15 protein-coding genes are annotated in these 17,927 nt (G+C 59.5%); 10 read left to right on the top strand and 5 right to left on the bottom strand.

Annotated features, from left to right (window positions below):
* The first annotated feature begins 77 nt into the window (after window positions 1–77).
* The 3 genes from G442_RS26575 (at window position 78) to G442_RS0113315 (ending at window position 2,867) form a co-directional block, all read left to right on the top strand.
* Window positions 78–956, top strand: a complete 879-nt coding sequence (locus G442_RS26575) for a Smr/MutS family protein (protein WP_371863417.1) — start codon at window positions 78–80, stop codon at window positions 954–956.
* Between the two features lie 94 nt (window positions 957–1,050).
* A complete protein-coding gene (locus tag G442_RS22310) occupies window positions 1,051–2,085 on the top strand; it encodes a FecCD family ABC transporter permease (protein ID WP_035376650.1) in 1,035 nt (344 codons plus the stop codon).
* Window positions 2,082–2,867 carry an ABC transporter ATP-binding protein gene (locus G442_RS0113315; RefSeq protein WP_035376633.1) on the top strand — a complete coding sequence of 262 codons (786 nt, stop codon included), beginning with the start codon at window positions 2,082–2,084 and terminating at the stop codon, window positions 2,865–2,867. Before G442_RS22310 ends, G442_RS0113315 begins: the two co-directional genes overlap by 4 nt.
* A gap of 72 nt (window positions 2,868–2,939) precedes the next feature.
* Here G442_RS0113315 and G442_RS0113320 read toward each other — a convergent pair whose 3' ends face one another.
* Window positions 2,940–5,153, bottom strand: coding sequence for a TonB-dependent receptor (locus G442_RS0113320; protein WP_456303708.1), 2,214 nt, complete (start codon window positions 5,151–5,153; stop codon window positions 2,940–2,942).
* A 492-nt stretch (window positions 5,154–5,645) separates the two neighbouring features.
* Between G442_RS0113320 and G442_RS0113325 the strand changes: the two genes are divergently transcribed.
* On the top strand, window positions 5,646–6,770 hold the full coding sequence (locus tag G442_RS0113325) for a phosphatidylinositol-specific phospholipase C1-like protein (protein WP_246789449.1): 1,125 nt from the start codon (window positions 5,646–5,648) through the stop codon (window positions 6,768–6,770).
* Window positions 6,771–6,930: 160 nt separating this feature from the next.
* On the opposite strand, the gene G442_RS0113330 is transcribed toward G442_RS0113325, so the two are convergent.
* The 3 genes from G442_RS0113330 to G442_RS0113340 form a co-directional block, all read right to left on the bottom strand.
* Window positions 6,931–9,297: a TonB-dependent receptor gene (locus G442_RS0113330; protein WP_084440604.1), complete on the bottom strand. Its 2,367-nt coding sequence runs from the start codon at window positions 9,295–9,297 to the stop codon at window positions 6,931–6,933.
* Between the two features lie 215 nt (window positions 9,298–9,512).
* Window positions 9,513–10,250, bottom strand: a complete 738-nt coding sequence (locus G442_RS0113335) for a tetratricopeptide repeat protein (RefSeq protein WP_035376651.1) — start codon at window positions 10,248–10,250, stop codon at window positions 9,513–9,515.
* A 617-nt stretch (window positions 10,251–10,867) separates the two neighbouring features.
* Entirely contained in the window at window positions 10,868–11,518 is a 651-nt protein-coding gene (locus G442_RS0113340) for a DNA-3-methyladenine glycosylase family protein (RefSeq protein ID WP_035376652.1), read from the bottom strand.
* 625 nt (window positions 11,519–12,143) lie between these two features.
* On the opposite strand from G442_RS0113340, the gene G442_RS0113345 reads away from it, so the two are divergent.
* From G442_RS0113345 to G442_RS26200, 6 genes are all read left to right on the top strand, one after another.
* The gene (locus tag G442_RS0113345; protein ID WP_026398392.1) at window positions 12,144–13,298 is read left to right on the top strand and encodes an energy transducer TonB; all 1,155 of its coding nucleotides are present in this window, start codon (window positions 12,144–12,146) and stop codon (window positions 13,296–13,298) included.
* Window positions 13,299–13,388: 90 nt separating this feature from the next.
* On the top strand, window positions 13,389–14,855 hold the full coding sequence (locus G442_RS0113350) for an AMP nucleosidase (RefSeq protein WP_035376653.1): 1,467 nt from the start codon (window positions 13,389–13,391) through the stop codon (window positions 14,853–14,855).
* Between the two features lie 144 nt (window positions 14,856–14,999).
* Window positions 15,000–15,359 carry an acyl-CoA thioesterase gene (locus tag G442_RS0113355; RefSeq protein WP_146882499.1) on the top strand — a complete coding sequence of 120 codons (360 nt, stop codon included), beginning with the start codon at window positions 15,000–15,002 and terminating at the stop codon, window positions 15,357–15,359.
* A complete protein-coding gene (locus G442_RS0113360) occupies window positions 15,356–16,012 on the top strand; it encodes a phosphoribosyltransferase family protein (protein WP_211229148.1) in 657 nt (218 codons plus the stop codon). Before G442_RS0113355 ends, G442_RS0113360 begins: the two co-directional genes overlap by 4 nt.
* A 185-nt stretch (window positions 16,013–16,197) precedes the next feature.
* A complete protein-coding gene (locus G442_RS22315; RefSeq protein ID WP_246789450.1) occupies window positions 16,198–16,758 on the top strand; it encodes a hypothetical protein in 561 nt (186 codons plus the stop codon).
* A complete protein-coding gene (locus tag G442_RS26200) occupies window positions 16,751–16,948 on the top strand; it encodes a glycosyltransferase family 2 protein (protein ID WP_246789451.1) in 198 nt (65 codons plus the stop codon). The genes G442_RS22315 and G442_RS26200 overlap by 8 nt, the downstream gene beginning before the upstream one ends.
* Window positions 16,949–17,011: 63 nt before the next feature.
* Here the strand turns inward: G442_RS26200 and G442_RS0113370 are convergent, their stop codons facing one another.
* Window positions 17,012–17,827: a TIGR00282 family metallophosphoesterase gene (locus G442_RS0113370; protein ID WP_026398396.1), complete on the bottom strand. Its 816-nt coding sequence runs from the start codon at window positions 17,825–17,827 to the stop codon at window positions 17,012–17,014.
* Window positions 17,828–17,927: the final 100 nt, after the last annotated feature.

The raw sequence follows: 17,927 nt of genomic DNA on the forward strand, positions 1-17,927 counted from the left end.
CGATAGAAGCCGAGGCGGCATCATGACCAAAGGTCGCGCATACGGCGAACGACCATAGAGAAGCGAGAGGATCAGGCGTGCGCCGCAGGACGTTGCGCGATGACGAGCGAGAGCTCTGGATGCGCTGCGTGCGTGACGTGACGCCGCTGGGGCGGCCTGCGCCCGACACAAGGCCGGGCGAAAGCGATATTCCGGCGCAGAACGCCGCCGAAGCGCCATCGTTGCGCACGACAAACGCGCACGCCCCGCGTCCCTTGCCGCCAACTCCCGGCCTGAAAGCATCACGGCAGGCGAATTTGAGTCCAGCTCATCTCGAAGCGCCCGCTCAAGGCCTGAATGTACGCAACCCGACTGCGCCGAACGCGATCGCCCGATCCCGGAGCGATGCGGCCCTTTCCATACCCCGAACGCCCACATCCTCGTTTCTGCCCGCCGCCGAAGCGGCCATGGCGGCGCATCTGCGCGCGAAGGCATCTCGCCGAGCCGGAAGCGGCACGACAGGCAAGGCGACCGTCACAACGCCTGCGTCAGGCATCGATCCCCGCAACCTTCGCAAACTGGCGACCGGGCGCGTTCCGGTAGAGAGAAGGCTGGACCTGCACGGAATGACCGCTCAGGCTGCGTTCTACCGTCTGCAAGCCTTTCTGCACGAAGCATACGTCGAGGGCGTTCGATGCGTCGAAATCGTCACGGGTCTCGGGTCGGGACCGGAGGGAGGAATCCTGCGTCGCGAACTCCCGCACTGGCTCGGGCGGGTCGACTTGCGTCGCGTGGTCCTCGCCGCGACGCATAGCCATCAGGCCAATCAGGGCGCCGTGCGTCTTCTGCTCCGCAGGCGCGACGTCTCGCCAGTAAAAAAAATACGCAACCACACAGCCAGCGCGATGACCGACGACGAGGCCTTGCGCAACGTCCCACCTTCCCACGCCGTTAAGAAGCGACGCCGTGGACGGTGATTCCGCCGACGTGACGAGCACTTCCCGCCCCCCTGCAGCGCCGCCGGAAACGTCGTTTCCCGACGTTTCCAGTCCAGCGGTTCCTTCGCCGGAGATTGAGACGGCGCTCGTGGCTTACCGGTCTCTGCAACGGCGGCGGATCGTCGTTCTGGCGAGCCTTCTGGCATTGCTGAGCGTCACGTTCGTGATCAATCTGGCCCTTGGCCCGGCGAGACTGGGCGTCGACGACATCTTTCGGGCCCTGCTTGGACAAGGCGACGCTGGAGCGCAAACCATCATCTGGCGTTTACGCCTGCCCTATGCGGTGATGGCGGTCCTGACCGGCCTCGCTCTCGGTCTCGCCGGGGCCGAGATGCAAACCATTCTGGACAATCCGCTGGCCAGCCCCTTCACGCTCGGTCTGTCGGCGGCCGCAGCGTTCGGAGCCTCCCTCGCTATTATTCTTGACTGGCGCCTACCCTTTCCGTTTCTAAGCGGCGAAGGCGCTGTCGCCGCCAATGCATTTCTGTTCGCAATCGGTTCATCCCTGGCGCTCGACGCCGTCGCCCGCCTTCGAGGCTCCGCGACCAATACGGTCGTCATGTTTGGCATCGCTCTGGTCTTTACCTTTCAGGCCTGCGTCGCCCTCCTGCAATTCATTGCATCAGAAGACGCGTTGCAGGATTTGATTTTCTGGACGATGGGCAGCGTCACGCGCGCAACATGGCCGAAAATCGGTGCGCTGTTCGTCGCCTGCGTAATCGTTGCGCCCTTTTCACTCCGTTCAGCGTGGGCTCTGACCGCGCTGCGGCTGGGCGAAGACCGCGCCGCCAGCATGGGGGTCGACGTCCGCCGCGTGCGCCTCGCCTCGCTCATGCGGATCAGTGTTCTTGCCGCCATCGCCGTCGCATTTTCGGGAACCATCGGTTTCGTAGGGCTGGTGGCGCCCCATATCGCGCGCCGCCTGGTCGGCGAAGACCACCGGGCTTACCTGCCCGCCGCAGCCCTTTCCGGCTGCCTGATCATGTCAGGCGCAACCCTAGCCTCACGCAATCTGGTGCCAGGCCAGGTCCTTCCGGTCGGGATCGTCACCGCGCTTGTGGGAATCCCCTTTTTCCTGGGCGTCGTTTTGCGGCGTCCGGCGTCATGAGAGAGGCTATACAAGATTCTCTGACGGCTGGTCCGCTCACTATCTCCTACGGACGCAGGCGCATTCTGGACGGGGTGACCGTCGGCCCCCTCCCTCCCGGCTCGATCACCGCATTGCTGGGCGCGAACGGCAGCGGCAAATCGACGCTGCTGCGGGCGCTTGCAGGGCTGAAAGCCGCAGACGGAGCGATATCGCTCGGCGATATCCCCCTCGGCGCCCTCGCTCCCCCCGAACGCGCACGTTACTGCGCCTATATGCCCCAGACGTTGCCGCCGCCGATCCGGATGCAAACTCTGGAAACAGTGCTCGTGGCCATGCGCACTGACAATCGTTCTCGCAAATCGAATCACATCGCCCAAGCGCTGAAGATTTTATCAGATCTGGGCATAGCCTCGCTTGCGCATCACTACCTCGATGAATTATCGGGCGGGCAGCGGCAGCTTGCAGGTCTGGCCCAAGCGCTGGCGCGATCTCCAAGGGTGCTTCTTCTCGACGAACCCCTGAGCGCCCTCGACCTGCGCCATCAACTCGAAGTCATGGACCTGTTGCGTGACGAAACAGCCTCTCGCGGAATGATCACCATAATCGTGCTGCACGATCTCGGCGTCGCCCTGCGACGCTCTGACCAGGCCATACTTCTTGCAGAGGGTCACGTCGTAAGCGCCGGCCCAGTGAATCAGGTGGTGACCCCGGAACATTTGCGCAGGGCGTTTGGTGTGGAGGCGCGTATCGAAATCAGCAGCGACGGGCGCCCTATGCTGCTGGTCGACGGGGTCGCCTGAAACAATCCCGAATAACCTCAAAGATCGCGACCCCGCCTGTTTCGAAGGAACACAGGCCGGACGCGATCCTTTTTATTCGAATGTGCCAGCAATCGTCACAACGGCAGCAAAGCCGGATCCGACATTGTAGCTCGGATTCGAACCGCTGACGGTCTTGCCGTAAATCCCGGTGATCGATTTCGCGGCCGTCACGGAATATCCGGTCATCGATGACAGGTAATGCACATCTCCCAGATTGGTCAGACTTAACATCGCCTTGGGATGAAATCGCCCCACTTTTGGAAGATAACGACCGAAAGAGAGATCCGCCGTGAAATAGGCTGGAATTCCCTGATCGTTCATCAACGTCGAGTATTGCGAATCTGAATAGCGGAAATTGAAATTTCCGAATGTCGTGCCATCGTCATAGGTCAGGCCCAAAGCCGCGAGAAATTTGGGTGACGCCACTTCCTGCTTGCCCTTAGTTCGAAAATAATCTCCGCCATAGGCGATGTTATTGCCGACCGACGTATGCATGTACTGCCCTGACGCATAGGCGCTGATATGATGCCATGGACGAGTGGATATCTCCGCCTGAACGCCACGCGCCGTTTCCCCGCCTGCGTCAATCGGCTGGGATACGATCAGCGTTGAATTCGGCAGATAGGTGGAGCTGCTGATCTGGTGATGCGTCAGATTGTAGTTAAACCCGGACACGTTGAACATGATCGGTCCATAATGACGAAAGCCGATTTCCTCTCCGATCATATACTCAGGCCGATAATCGCTTAACGGCGATGACGCCACAACAGGCGACGTGAAGCTATATGTCGCCACCTGAGACTGGAATGAAGACGGAGCCCGGTAACCGGTCGTTCCATTTATATAGATCTGATTTTCAGGATCGATCTTGTAGCTGATGAGCAGTTGAGGCGCCGGTATGAACATATTCTTAACCGATTTGTAGGGATCGGCGCCCGGAAGGTTCTCTGTGAATTGCCGACTGATCATGTTCGTGCGCAGACCGGCATTGATCGTCAACCGATCATGGAATAGACGCAGTTCGTCTTCCAGCGCTAGGGTGTTCGACTGCTGCATGCCGTTGATATCGTATTGGGTCAGCGCTCTGCCTCCGACTTTCAGATATCCGTTATTCTCCGAGTACCCGCCATGTGAATCGACGACATAATGATTTTGATACTCGGTATGCACAACATAAGAATACCAATATGAAAATTTTACCGTGTTATTGCCCTTTTTCCACGCCCCGATCAAATTCAACCCGCTAGACGTCTGTACCCAGGGGTGAATGCTGATCGCCGTGACGTTTCCGCTTCCAGACGAATATCCATCGAGATTCGAATACTTTTCAGACCCAAAATAACCATTGGACGTTGGTATGGACACGCCATAATTGTTCGGGCCATAGGTTTCGACCGCATAGGGCTGAGCGTCCAGCGTCAGCCCGCTCCCAAAATCAAAGTGATTTTTGATCGTGCCAACAATCGCATTTGTCGCTTTGGTATTTAATTTGTAATATGACGTGTTTCCTGCGGTATATTTTGAACTCGTATTATAACTGTCGCCGTACTCGTGCCACTGGGCGAGGGTAGGATATAACCACTCGGTCTGGTTCGCGTAGTTGTAGCTGAATATCAATTCTGAACTGCTGCGTCGTCCCCACTGCTTCTCAAGAGCAGCATCGATGTGCCAGCGATACATGTCGCCCGGACCACGCCAGAGATTCGCACTGGAATAAGAACCAGACACAAATCCCGTCACGCCAGAATGTCCTATTTCCCCTGTGTCAACGCGGATAAATTCCTTATTCGTGCTGTGAGTTCCGCCTGACGCCTCGACATACGCCCCAAATTTTTTTGACGGATGGCGCAAATTCAACGTCATTTGCGCGCCGTCGGCGTTATATGTCGGCGCTGTAAGATCAGAAGATCCCTGGCTGACAGATACGGACGCCATATTTTCATTATCCACCATGGCGGACGTGTAAGCGCCGTAAGTGAACGGGTCAGCGAGCGGCATGCCTTCATAAACCATCCCGATCTGGGTCTGGTCCAGACCGCGGATATGTATGGTTTCCGACGTGGTGCTCAACGGCCCCTCGTTATTGCCCTGCACGCCAGGCAAACTGGACACCAGAACACCAGGGTTCACAAGCGGGGATTGTTTTGAAATATATTCCTGATTTACAGAACTTATCGTTTTTGCAACCGTCTGCCTCTCCATCATCCCGCCGCCAAGTGCGCGATGAGAAGCCTGCACGTTCACTGTTTCAGCCTGAGTGGCCATAAGTCGCGTATGCGGCTTCGTACGAGTGGCGGATTTCAGTGGCGCGTCGGGTTTGGCGCTGACTATCGCCTCGGCCTTCGATCGGCTTTTCGTATGAGAGTGATGGCTTGCCGCAATCGCCTGGGAATAAGGTCGCGCGATAAAGACAGAGCAGGCGACAAAAATCGTGCTGCAAAGGGATGCTTTTTTTAACGTCATTACAAAGTCCGTTCATGGTGAAGGAACGGCGAGATGAACGGCTCCCGCGCGGCAGCCATGAGCTATTGCGAAATACCCCCGTATTCAAATGACATTTCGTTATAAATTTTGTGTATTTTTTATGAATGTTTTATGATTTCCCAATAATTGAATTGCGCAATGCGTCAATTGCGACTTGAAACAATTACCGACAAAAACTTCAGAGAATAAAATATGTTTCGACCAAGACGGTTTTCCCTGCCTCTTCTGGCTTCGTTTGTTTTGACACCGACATACAGCGTTCACGCTCAAGGCGTGGACGACTCCGTGCGTCTGAACCAGATACAGATTATCGGCACACACAACAGCTACCGTTCCGACATTTCTCCGGTCACTCTGAAATGGCTGCAAAAGTTGAGCCCGCAGATGGCGGACGCGCTCGATTATCGTCACACGAATCTGGACAAACAGTTCGATAGCGGCGTGCGCCAGATTGAAATCGATATTTATGCGGATACGCATGGCGGCGAATACAGCCACCCCAAGGGCCCTGCATGGGAACGCCAATCCGGCCTGAAGCCGGACCCGGCGTCTGAATCCTCGTCCCTCATGCAGGGGGACGATTTCAAGGTGATGCACATCGTCGATGTCGACCAACGTTCGAACTGCGAGCCCTTGCGAAAATGCCTGGAGATTGTCTCGTCATGGTCCAAGGCCCATCCTGGCCACCTGCCACTTTTCGTGGATCTTGAGACCAAGCAGGATATTCCGTTCAAGAGTGAAAAATTTCCCTTCACTACCCCGGAAGCATTCACCCCGGCCACTTACGACAAACTCGACAAGGAAATTCTGGAAACAGTAGGACGCGCGAATATCCTGACGCCCGACGACGTAAGAGGACAGTTCGATACGCTGGATCAGGCGGTGCGCGTGACCGGGTGGCCTACCCTTTCGCAGGCGCGGGGGAAGATCATCTTTCTGTTTGATCGTCCCCACGACACCGCACGCTACACGCAAGGACATCCCGCCCTGCGCGGACGTGTCGTTTTCACAAACTCTCATCCGGGCGACCCCGACGGCGCCTTCACCGAGGTGAACGAAGGCTTTGTAGGTCAGGCAGGCAACGGCAGCGCCGCTGTGAATAACGCCGCAGCCGAAAAATCCATCTCCGAGCTGGTGAAGGCCGGTTACCTTGTTCGCACGCGGGCCGACGCAAACACCGTCGAACCACGCGCTGGCGACACGTCCCGCCGCGATGTCGCCTTCCACAGCGGCGCGCAGATCATCAGCACCGACTTTCCCGGACTGGAGCCTGCGCGCTGGAACAATTATGTAGTGGCGTTTCCGGACGGATTGATTGCGCGTTGCGATCCGCTCAACGCGCCGAAAGATTGCCAAAGCGCGTCTCTGGAGAAGCGGGATGCTTCGGCGACCCGATAGTCATTACAAGACCGGGCTATCTGGAAGCGGGCTGACAATAAAAAAGGTCGACTTACGGCGTTGGCGTAAGTCGACCTTTTCTCGACGTCAGATCAGAGTGCGTATCCGAACAAAATTGCAACCGGCCTGAGCAATCAGGCAGGCCGACTTTGGTACGCAATCAGTAAGTGAACGACAGGCTTCCCAGGAAAGTTCGGCCGACCGAGGGGGTCGCCCTGTCGCTGAACAGGTTGGAATAATTCACCCGGTTCGTAAGATTGTATCCATTCAGCGCCATACGCCAGCGATGCCCGATGTTGTGAGAAATCATCGCATCCCAATCCATCGTGTGCGGCACACGCGCCGTATTCGCAGCGTTGAGGTAAACCGCGTCGCGCCATGTAAGTCCACCGCCAAACGTCACGTTCCAGGGCGTATCCGGGGCGATCGTATATGTCGTCCAGAGCGTCGCCATGTTCTTCGGCGCATACTGAATACGCTTTCCAACATCAGCCGCCGTCAAAGACCATGTCGTGGTCGCGTCATAATAGGCGTATGTGCCAATCACGTTCCAGTTCTTGAGAATTTGCCCGGAAAGGCTGAGTTCCACGCCCTGATTTCTCTGGCGGTCGCTGGATGACGACACGGTTCCCGTGCTGGGATCGGTCATCATGGCGTTGCCCTTCTCGAGCCTGAAAACGGACGCTGTGGCGCCAAGTCGGCCATGGAAAAACTGCTGCTTGATCCCCAGTTCGTAGAGACTCGACTGCTCTGGCTTGAAGCCCTGAGTCGAGGATTTCAGCGGCTCGGAACTGTTCGTCACGTAGAGCCCGAGCGGCGTCGTCGAGCGCGCCCAGTTGAAATACACCATTGTATTCTTGCTTGGCGTGTACATCAGGCTGACCGTCGGATTGAACGTGTCCTGCTGCTGCCCGTAATGGACGCCGCCGCCAACCATCCCGCCATTCGCGGAGTAATGGCTGTTCCAGTGATCCCAGCGGAAGCCGCCCTTGATGGAGAACCACGGCGCGACCCACATCTGCTCCGAAAAGAAAGCGCCGACATCAGTGGCGTCGCCCGTCTTGTAGAGCGCTCGTCCCACTCCGGAGATATTCACCAGGTTACTTTGATACTGGCCGGCGCCGCCCAGCAGCAGCCCCGTCTGGGTATGAGAGGGGTGCACCAGACTCGTGGTGTCGGACGCCGTGCCATTCTGACCGTTAAAGTTATAGGCGTAGTTGGTGCGTCGGTCATAAACGTGTTCGACGTCCCACCCTGCAATCATCTCATGCTTGATCGATCCAGTTTTGAATTTCGCCAACACAGAGAAGACGTTCTGCACAGACCAGTCATTTTGCTGATATGGCTCAGGACCGCCAAGATGACCGCGACGGTCCACCGTCGCAGCGGAGGGGTCCGTAAAGAATTCACTGGCGCAGGTCGTGTCGCAACCCGGTTGGGACGCAGAGAACCAGCGCTGATACATGCCGCCACGAAGATCATCGAACACAGTGATGTACTGACTGATCTCTGACTGAAGCCTGCCAGTCAGCATGTTTTCATTGGTGACGTCCTGATCGTAATTCGTTCCATACCAGTTGTGACGGTTCAGCCCATATTCCGTGGCCGGACGAGCGATCGCGGTCCCCGGTTTCGTGATGACCGGCACGCCATAATCGGGAATCCGGTTATCCGACTGGTGAAAATATTCCAGCGTGAAAGTCGTTTTCGTCCCCAGCCCAAACCCTATCGACGGCGCCAACCCCCAACGATGGGAGTAAATATTGTCTCGCCCAACCTCGTTGTTTTCATTCCCCATCCCGGTAATACGGATCGCCGTGTGCTCGCCTATCTGCTGGTTGAAATCCAGTGTCCCTCGATAGTATTCACCAGAGCCGCCAGAGAATTGCGCGCCGTAGTTGTTACCCAGATGCGCCACCTTGGTGGTAATGTTGATGGCGCCGCCTGTCGTTCCGTTTCCAAACACCTCCGAAGATGGTCCCTTGATGACGGAGATGTGGTCGTAGTCGAAACTGTCGCGCGTATAGACGCCGAAATCTCGCAAGCCATTTTCGTAAATATCGTTCTGGGCCTGGAACCCGCGGATCAGGAACTGATCCCCCGACATCCCGCCCTCGCCCTCGCCCACCGAAGCCGTAACGCCCGGCACGTCCCGCAACGCCTCGTCAAGCGATTTGACGTTCTGCTGCTCCATCAGAATGCGCGGAACAGCGTTCACCGTCTGCGGCGTATGCATGATATCCTGCGGCATACGGCCAATGCCGATCGGATCGTTCAGAATATTCATGCTGCGTCCGGTGACGAGCAAAGACTCCCCATCGCCAGACTGAGCGCTTCTGCCCGTCTTCCGGGCGGCGTGCTCGTCCCCGTTTAATGCCGCCGCAGGAGCATATCCGGGAGCAGGCGACGGCGTGTTTGTCGCGGGTTTACTTGCCTCTGCGACGTGCCGGTGATGGTGTTTGTGGCGTTGCGGGCTCTGCGTCTGGTCATTCGCGCTTGCGAGCGGCGCACCAAGCGAAGCCCCCATGGCGAGGGAGCCGAGAGCAAGGGACAACGAAGGGGTGCGATACTTGGCGCCGGAAGACAAAGACGCTGCTCCTGCAAATGATTCTGAATACGAATTAAGCCTTCTGTCATTCAAATGATAACCATTTGCAAGTGCAATCAGGACACACCTGACATCAAAAGATATGATTCGGTCAGATTTCTGATATGCAACGGAAGCAATTCAGACGCTTTCCGTTACTGATCCGCCGCGACGCCCAAAGCGCCCAGCCGCGCCCGCGCGCGCTCAAGCAACGCCGTGTCTCCAGCGGCGCCCAAGCTTCGCAGCCGTTTTTCCATCGCGAGCAAGATGTCGCTGGTGGCCTCTTCTACCGCGCGACGCCACCACGTCAGCGCATCTTCACGCCGCCCCATTTCAAGCAACGCCGTCGCGTAATTATGCTGCCCTCTGTAATCACCGCCCTCAGCCGACCGCCTGTACCACTGAAGCGCAACTTCTGGATCACGCGGCGTATGCCATCCCTCCTCGGTAAATCTCCCGACGAGGTTCATAGACTTTGCGTGCCCACGGTCAGCCGCGCTGCGAAAAAGAAACAGTGCTTGCTCAAGGTCTGCAGGACGACCAAGACCCCGCATGGTCATGATTCCGAGGTTGTAACACCCCCAAAGATCACCCAAATCCGCCGCAGCCCTGTAGCTGCTGACCGCTTTGGCAAGGTCAACAGGGCAACCCCAGCCGAAATGATGGCACCGGCCCAGCATGTTGTACGCCGGAGCATACCCTGCGCCTGCGGCGATGGCGTACCACTCCCGTCCCTGTTCGGGATCTCGTGGGCCGTACTGATCGCTTAGAAGAATATCGCCCCATCGAACCTGATCGAGAACATGCCCCTGTGCCGCACGTTCGCGGATCTCGAGAACAAAATCCGGCAAAGGCGTCGCAGATTTCTTCGTCGTAACGGGGCGACGAGACATTCGCCGCAGGAGGTTGTCGAAAGCCACTGTTATAAATTCTCATGCGATTGGTTGCGGGGAACCTCGTATTGCGAACGAAAGTCAGTCACAGCTCGATAGATATAGCCGCACAGAACGTCAACCAGGAACGCACACGCGCATGGTCAGCGTTCCTTTAAAAACTCATACCAGACGTAAGCGATCGCGTTACCATGCCCATATCTTGTTAACAGACATGCCTTTTTCTATACTCTGCATTCCATTGATGACGAGAGCCCTCACTGAGGGAACGCGCGCCCCTCGATAATTTCGAAGTATTTTCGCAAGTATGAGCAGAGATTATCGGTAACTATATATAAGTATTTTTCGGTTTTATTTTTATTTTTTAATCCCACACCAAAACCCAAAAAATACATCACGCGATAAAGCGAAGAAAAACAATACAACAAGATCGATGTTGCGGGCGTACCAGAAAAACAGACTAACTCTATATTTAATAAAACACCTATATAATACTGAATTTATCGCCGCCGACTACAAAACCCCCTCCGCAGGACAACAGATCGAAGCAGACACAGAGCACTGAAGTTAAGGCTGCCCCAACTCCAGACGTTACGTCGAACCGCCGGACCCGACGCTCACCCGGTAAGGACGTTGGCCGCGACTGCCCGTCCCTCCTCGCTCGCCCGCCACAGATACCAGGTCGCGACGGAGCGCCAAGGCGCGAGCGGAAGAGACTCTTCCAGCAACGCACGAGGTTTCGGCTGCGCATCCAGCCCCTTTATACGCCGCCACCCTTCCCGCACCCCAAAATCGTCGACCGGCATCACGTCCGGCCGCCCAAGCGTGAACATCAGCAGCATCTCGACAGTCCAGCGACCGACGCCTTTCAACGAAATCAGACGCGCGATCAGCTTCTCGTCATCAAGACGCGCCGCCTGCGCGCGAGACGGCACGGTCCCGTCAAGTCTCGCCCGAGCAAGCCCCTGCAGCGTTTCGGCCTTGCGCGCCGACAGGCCGCAGCCGCGCAGACACCCTTCGTCCTGCTCCAGCAACCACTCCGCAGAAGGAAGACCGCCAGCCGCCGCCTCCAGACGACCAAGGATCGCAGCCGCCGCGCGGCCGTGCAGTTGCTGATAGACCACGGCCCGCACCAAGGCGTCATATGGTTCACGCCGTTCCCTGTCCTGCGTGAGGCGACATCGACCGACGCGCCTGATCAGCGCCGCCATGTCCGGATCGGCCTCCGACAGATGACGTTCAGCCACGCGATGAGAGAGTGCGGGCATGAGGCAATCACTCCTGTCGCCAGACCACATGACGGTTCGAACCGATTCGAGCGTCTGCACATTGTCTGATCCAATGAACACCCGTGACCACATAGCCACGCTCACCGGAACAAGTCCGCCTGACATATCGCGCCCGTCAGGCGACAGTAAGCTCAACCTGCCCTGATGCAGCGCCGCCTCTTTCACGACATGCGGCAATCACGGTCAAAACATAAGCGTTCGTTTAAGAGGATCAGACACTGCTCGCCTCTCGACCCGCTAGCGTATGCGCACGCATGACGCATCGGCGCCGCAAGCGAAGATGGAGCAGAAGCGAACCGGATCGAGCGGTAAGGTTTGCGTCCGACAACACGTCCGCTTTTATTGAGAAACAGTTCACGCCGCCAGAAGCAGGACCGCCCCGCAAGCGACGCCACGTCCCCACCCAGAGCGCCACAACCGCGCCGTCGAGGAATCCCGGCCGACGCACGGTGAATCCGGCCTGATAATTCCGCGCTCAGGCGGACTGATACGTTGCATTACCTTAACCCGGCAGGATACGGGTGGCCACGCGCTGACGGCGGTGGCAGATTGAGACGGCGGCTCGCAGGCAAACGCAGGTCCATCCGGAGAACGACCCTTTTTCATGACGGTGACGCTGAGGCCTTATTCCCGCGTCAGGGATCCAAGGGAGCCGGTGCTGGTTCCGCGTCACGGCGAGACACGCCCGGGCGCAGCGGCGCCGAGACCGCTCGCGTCATCCGACGAGAACGGTCGCAATGGACTTGCGCCCACATTCATCGACCGCCCCGAGGGCTACCGCAAACTGCGTCGCACCAGGACGCCCATGCGGCCCCGGCAGATTTTCGCCGACCCAGACATTGTGGCCGTGCTGGTCATCTCGATGGCGCTGCACGCCGCGTTGCTGGCCTTCGCCCTGATAATGGCCGCGCATCATCGGCCGCGGGGGTCGCCGATGGCCCCAGAATCGAATTCCGTGGACATGATGTTCGTTACCCCGCCAGCCCAGAGCGGCATGGTCGGCGAACATTCTGACGACGCCGCCGGCGGCAACGCCTCGTCCTCGTCCTCTCAAAGCAGCGACGCCGAGCCGGAGAAAGCCGAGTCCGCCAAGGGAGACGCGCAGCCGACGCCTGAGACGCCGTCCACGCCGCCGCTTCCGCAGGCCTCCGCCGACGAAAGCTACCCGACGCCCACGCCGACCCCCGCGCCGATCAACCCGACGTCAAGCAACTCCGGGCAGGGAAGCAAGCAGACAGAGAAGCAGTCGACGCACAAGCAGTCGGTGCAGCGCCAGACGCATCGCCAGCACGCGCCGTCCCCGTTCGACACGCCTATGGACCTGTCACTCGACCAGTCCTCCGCGCCGCGCCGCAACCGGCGTGGGCGTTCGGGCGGCTCCGGCGGTCCCATCGACCTCTCGATCGGGCCTATGGTGCAGAACGGCCGTCTCAACGCGCCTTATTCCACGCGATCCACGACGCGCGGCGTCAGCGACGATTACAGCGCCGAGGTCGACCGCTGGATACGCCGCCACATGTACTATCCGGAGGACGCAGCCCGAAACGGCGAGGAAGGTCCGTCCTCCGTACATGTCGTGATCGACAGGGCCGGACGCGTGCGGTTCGTCCGTCTGACGGGACAGTCAGGCTCCTATGAACTCGACGCCTCGACGACCGGCATGTTCCATGGCGCAGAACTGCCGCCGGTGCCGCCTGACATTCCGGGCGACCACTTCGATCTCGACGTTACGATCAACTACATACTTATCCGGCACTGACGCGCGCCTTCGCGCCGCGCCAGACCCGGGAGCGGACGCAGGAGAGCCAGAATGCCTGAAACACAAACGATCGAAACACTTGAGATCGGGATGCTGGCGGCCGGGACGCAAGCGATACTGAGCGAAGTCGGTTCGGACTTCGTCTCATTCACTGACGCTGGCGATGCCGTGCAGCGGATCGAAGCGCTGTATGAAGAGAGCGCCGAGGCGCTGCGCGCCGCGTTCCGTAACCGCGAAGCGGGTTCGATCGCTCAGCCGACCTACCCCTACCTGGCCTTCCCGGTCTCTCACGGCCCTGCGCCGGGCGTCCGTCCGCCCTTCGACATCGTGCTCGAACCCGGCTTTTACGGCACGACGCTAACCCGGCCGACTTTGTTTCACGACTATCTTCTCGAGCAGATCGAGTTGTTGATTCGTCATTACGAGCAACCCGTTCTAGTCGGCAGGTCACGCCGCCCGATCCCGCTCCCCTACGTCATGGACGATGCGGTGGCCGGGTTGACCGAAGCGGACCTCCGCCTGTTGCAGGACCACTTCGCCCTGCCAAACCTGCGCGCAACGGACGATTCCATAGCAAACTGCGCGCTGGTGCCCGAAGACGGACGCCCACGCCCTCTGGCGCTGTTTACAGCAGAGCGCACGGATTACTCGCTGGCCCGCCTGCACCACTACACCGGCACGGCCCCTGCGCATTTTCAACGTTTCATTCTGCTGACCAATTACCAGCGTTACGTCGACGCCTTTCGCGCCTATGGCCAGCAGGAGGTCCTCAAGGGCGGCGAATACGATGCGTTCATCGAGCCGGGCGATATCATTTTCCAGCAGGACACCGCCGAAACCGGTGGTGGGACCGCCCAGCTGACCAGCCTCCCGCAGATGCCCGCGTATCATCTGCGCCGCCCGGACGGGAACGGAATCACGCTGGTCAATATCGGCGTCGGTCCCGCAAACGCGAAGACCATCACCGACCATATGGCTGTCCTGCGGCCGCATTGCTGGCTGATGGTCGGGCACTGTGCCGGGCTCCGTCGCACCCAGCTTCTCGGAGACTATGTCCTCGCACACGGCTATGTACGGCAGGATCATGTTCTGGACGACGACCTGCCGCCATGGGTGCCGGTTCCGCCCATCGCCGAGATTCAGGTGGCGCTTCAGGAAGTGACTGCGCGCGTCACCGGGCTGCGTCACGCTGAATTGAAGACACGATTGCGTACCGGAACCGTGATGACGACCGACAACCGGAACTGGGAATTGCGGCTGAACGCGCTGTTCGCAGAGATCAACATGTCGCGTGCGATCGCCGTCGACATGGAATCCGCAACGATCGCAGCCAACGGTTTCCGGTTCCGCGTGCCCTACGGCACGCTCCTGTGCGTATCCGACAAGCCGCTGCACGGAGAATTGAAGCTGCGTGGAATGGCCAACGCCTTCTACCGGGAGCGCGTAAACCAGCATCTCGTCGTCGGAATCGAGACCATGCGCCTGTTGCGCGAACAGGGGGTGGCGGGGCTACACTCACGCAAGCTGCGCGGTTTTGACGAGCCGCCGTTCCGCTGACCTCCGGTCCCGGCCCCCGCCTGTCTTCAAGGCGGCGGCGCCTTCCGAGGCGAAGCAGTCACTGTTGTTGATGTGAGGATACTCTCTGTGCCGACGCCCCCATCCAGCCCGCCTGAAGTGATACCGACGATCCGGGTGGTCGCGATGCCAACCGACACCAATCCCGCTGGCGACATCTTCGGCGGTTGGCTCGTTTCACAGATGGATCTCGCGGCCGGCACCGCTGCAGCGTTCCGCGCGCAGGGGCGCTGCGTGACGGTCGCGATCGACAGCTTCATTTTCCATGAGCCCGTCATCGTCGGCGACGAGGTCAGCATCTACACCAAGATCGTGCAGACCGGCCGCAGTTCCATGGTCATCCATGTCGAGACCTGGCGCCGCGCCCGGAACACCAAGGACCGCCGCAAGGTCACGCAAGGAAAATTCACCTTCGTGGCGCTGGACGAAAATCGCAAACCCCGCCCGCTCCCTCCGGAGGACGGCTTCGATACGGTCACAGCGTGAGTCACGGTCAGGACAACCAGATAACCCCCGGCGGCTCCAGCCCGCCGCTGGCTTCCACGACTTGGCGCGTGGACGTGGCGGGCCGCGAGATCGAACTGCCGATAACGCCTGTCAAGCCGGACCTCGCCATCGCCCTGATGATGATTACGGACATGGGCGTGTCGTTCGGCGATCATATCGGCGCTGAACTGGCGAAGATTCTGCGCCCCTTACAGCCGGAGATCGTCGTCGGTGCGGCGACGCTCGGCATTCCGGTCGCCATCGAAGTCACCCGCCATCTCGGCCTCGACCAGTACATAATCCTGCAGAAATCTCCGAAACTGCACCTGACGAACGCGCTGAGCAGACCGTTGCAGTCGATCACCTCTCACGGCGATCAGGCCCTTCGCCTCGACCGCGCTGCTCTGCCGCTGCTGATGCGCCGTCGGGTGGTCATCGTTGACGACGTAATCGCGACGGGCGGCAGCATCGCAGCCTGCATTGCGCTCGCACGGGATGCTGCGGCGGAAGTCGTCGGCGTCGGGTGCGTGTTGACGGACGGCGCCGACTGGCGCGCCAGACTGGGCGAGGACGCCGGACTGGTCCGCTCGCTCGCCCACGTGCCACAGTTCAGGCCAACCACCCTCGGAGTATGGGAACCGATCGAGGAGTAGGCTCAGTCTGCTCGCCAACGCGTTCCGCAGCCGAACCTGCCATCTTCTATACCTCACGATTTCTGCCGCTCGCTCCGGGACGTCCTGCAAATTTTCCATGTGTCGGCGCCCGTTTCAGAAACACGCGATTAAACCTATCGAAACCGCTCTCACGCAGGATGCTCCTGACAACAGAGGCATTCCGAGTGAACGATTCAGCGCCGATCCCCCATATCTTCATCGCCACGCCCTGCTTTGGGGGCGTCGTGACGCAGACCTATATGCAATCCATTCTGGGAAGCGTCCTTTCCGCCCCGCATCAGGGACTGGAGCTGACGCTATCGATGGTCGGCAATGACGCCCTGATCACCCGCTGCCGCAACACGCTGCTGCACCAGTTTTTCTCCCAAAGCCACGCGACGCATATCCTGTTCGTCGACAGCGACATCGGCTTTCAACCGGACGCCATCGGGCGTCTTGTCGCGACGAAAAAAGATCTCGTCGCCGGTCTGTATCCCCTGAAGGACCGTTACTGGGATGCCCTGACAGACGCACAGACACAACGCGGGGAACCGCCGGCGACAGCGTCCCTGCGTTATGTCGGCGAATGCGAGCGTCTGCATGAGGCGACGCCCGCAGGTAACGGCGCAAGCCTTGTCGAAGCGGGCTACGCGGGGACTGGCTTCATGCTGATCAGCCGCCGGGCAGAGCGCTTCTGCGCAACCCGCGGCGGCCGAGGCATACGCCCTGTTCGATTGCATGATTGACCCGGAGACCGGAACCTATCTCAGCGAGGATTTCACGTTCTGCCGACGCTGGCGACAGATTGGCGGCGAGGTGTGGCTCGATCCGTCAATCGTCCTCACGCACACCGGTCCATCGACTTTCAGCGGTCATCCAGTCAACCGTGTCGGAATCGCGCACGGAGCGCAGGCTTTTCACGTCTCCCACCTTTAAACCGGTGGCCTGAAAACACACGCCTGACGCGAAACCCCGAAGCAATCGCCCCCAGGCCGGGCGTCAGAAGTCAGGTAGCGTTTGCGACAGGATGCCGCCCTGACGCAGCGGCGCGATCTTCCGGGCAAGCCCTGTGGCGTCGTCCGTCTCGATCATCAGCCCGGCGACCGTCGCCTCGCCCTCCGCAGGCTGCAGCCTCTCGCCCGGCATCTTGCGAACGAAACGCGCCAGCGCAGCCTCCTTCTGCATGCCTATGACGCTGTCGTAATCGCCGCACATGCCCGCGTCGCTCTGGAAAGCCGTGCCTCTCGTGAGAATACGGTGGTCGGCTGTCGGGGTGTGCGTGTGCGTGCCGATCACCAGAGACGCCTTGCCGTCGAGCGCGTGCCCAAGCGCCCATTTCTCGCTGCTCGCCTCCGCATGCACGTCGATAATGGCGGCCTGCACTGTCACGCCCAGACGATGGCGCGCCATCAGCTCCTGCGTCATGCGGAACGGGTCGTCGAGCGGATCCATGAACAGCCGCCCCATCACATTGGCGACCAACACGCGGCGCCCATCCGCCAGAGTGAACACAGTGCTGCCCTGCCCCGGCGTGCCGGGCGGGTAATTCAGGGGGCGGACGACGTTCGGCAGACCGTCGATCTCCGCCACCAGATCCTTGCGGTCCCAGCTATGGTTGCCAAGAGTCATGACGTCCACACCGCAGGCAGACAGGTCGCGGGCAATGGCGGCGGACAGGCCGAAGCCATGGCTGGCGTTCTCTGCGTTCGCAATCACAACGTCTAGCGACAGGCGCTTACGCAATTCGGGAACTCGGGCGATCACGGCGTCCCGTCCGGCGCGGCCGACGATGTCCCCCAGAAACAGTATCCGCACCAAATTCTCCTGCTATCGTTCCCACTGTCGGCCTCTGCGCCGATCCGCCTGGACGCTGTAGCGTACCGGACTGGAAACGTCAGTTCTTCCCCTCAATCCC

Origin of the sequence: Acetobacter nitrogenifigens DSM 23921 = NBRC 105050 (genome assembly GCF_000429165.1) — a bacterium.
GTDB lineage: Bacteria > Pseudomonadota > Alphaproteobacteria > Acetobacterales > Acetobacteraceae > Acetobacter > Acetobacter nitrogenifigens.

What these genes read in the sequence shown, in the direction of transcription:
- G442_RS0113315 (WP_035376633.1), top strand. Translation starts at nt 2,082, where the DNA reads ATGAGAGAGGCTATACAAGATTCTCTGACGGCTGGTCCGCTCACTATC.
- G442_RS0113320 (WP_456303708.1), bottom strand. Translation starts at nt 5,153, where the DNA reads ATGGCCACTCAGGCTGAAACAGTGAACGTGCAGGCTTCTCATCGCGCA.
- G442_RS0113330 (WP_084440604.1), bottom strand. Translation starts at nt 9,297, where the DNA reads ATGGGGGCTTCGCTTGGTGCGCCGCTCGCAAGCGCGAATGACCAGACG.
- G442_RS0113335 (WP_035376651.1), bottom strand. Translation starts at nt 10,250, where the DNA reads ATGTCTCGTCGCCCCGTTACGACGAAGAAATCTGCGACGCCTTTGCCG.
- G442_RS0113340 (WP_035376652.1), bottom strand. Translation starts at nt 11,518, where the DNA reads ATGCCCGCACTCTCTCATCGCGTGGCTGAACGTCATCTGTCGGAGGCC.
- G442_RS0113345 (WP_026398392.1), top strand. Translation starts at nt 12,144, where the DNA reads ATGACGGTGACGCTGAGGCCTTATTCCCGCGTCAGGGATCCAAGGGAG.
- G442_RS0113350 (WP_035376653.1), top strand. Translation starts at nt 13,389, where the DNA reads ATGCTGGCGGCCGGGACGCAAGCGATACTGAGCGAAGTCGGTTCGGAC.
- G442_RS0113355 (WP_146882499.1), top strand. Translation starts at nt 15,000, where the DNA reads ATGCCAACCGACACCAATCCCGCTGGCGACATCTTCGGCGGTTGGCTC.
- G442_RS26200 (WP_246789451.1), top strand. Translation starts at nt 16,751, where the DNA reads ATGATTGACCCGGAGACCGGAACCTATCTCAGCGAGGATTTCACGTTC.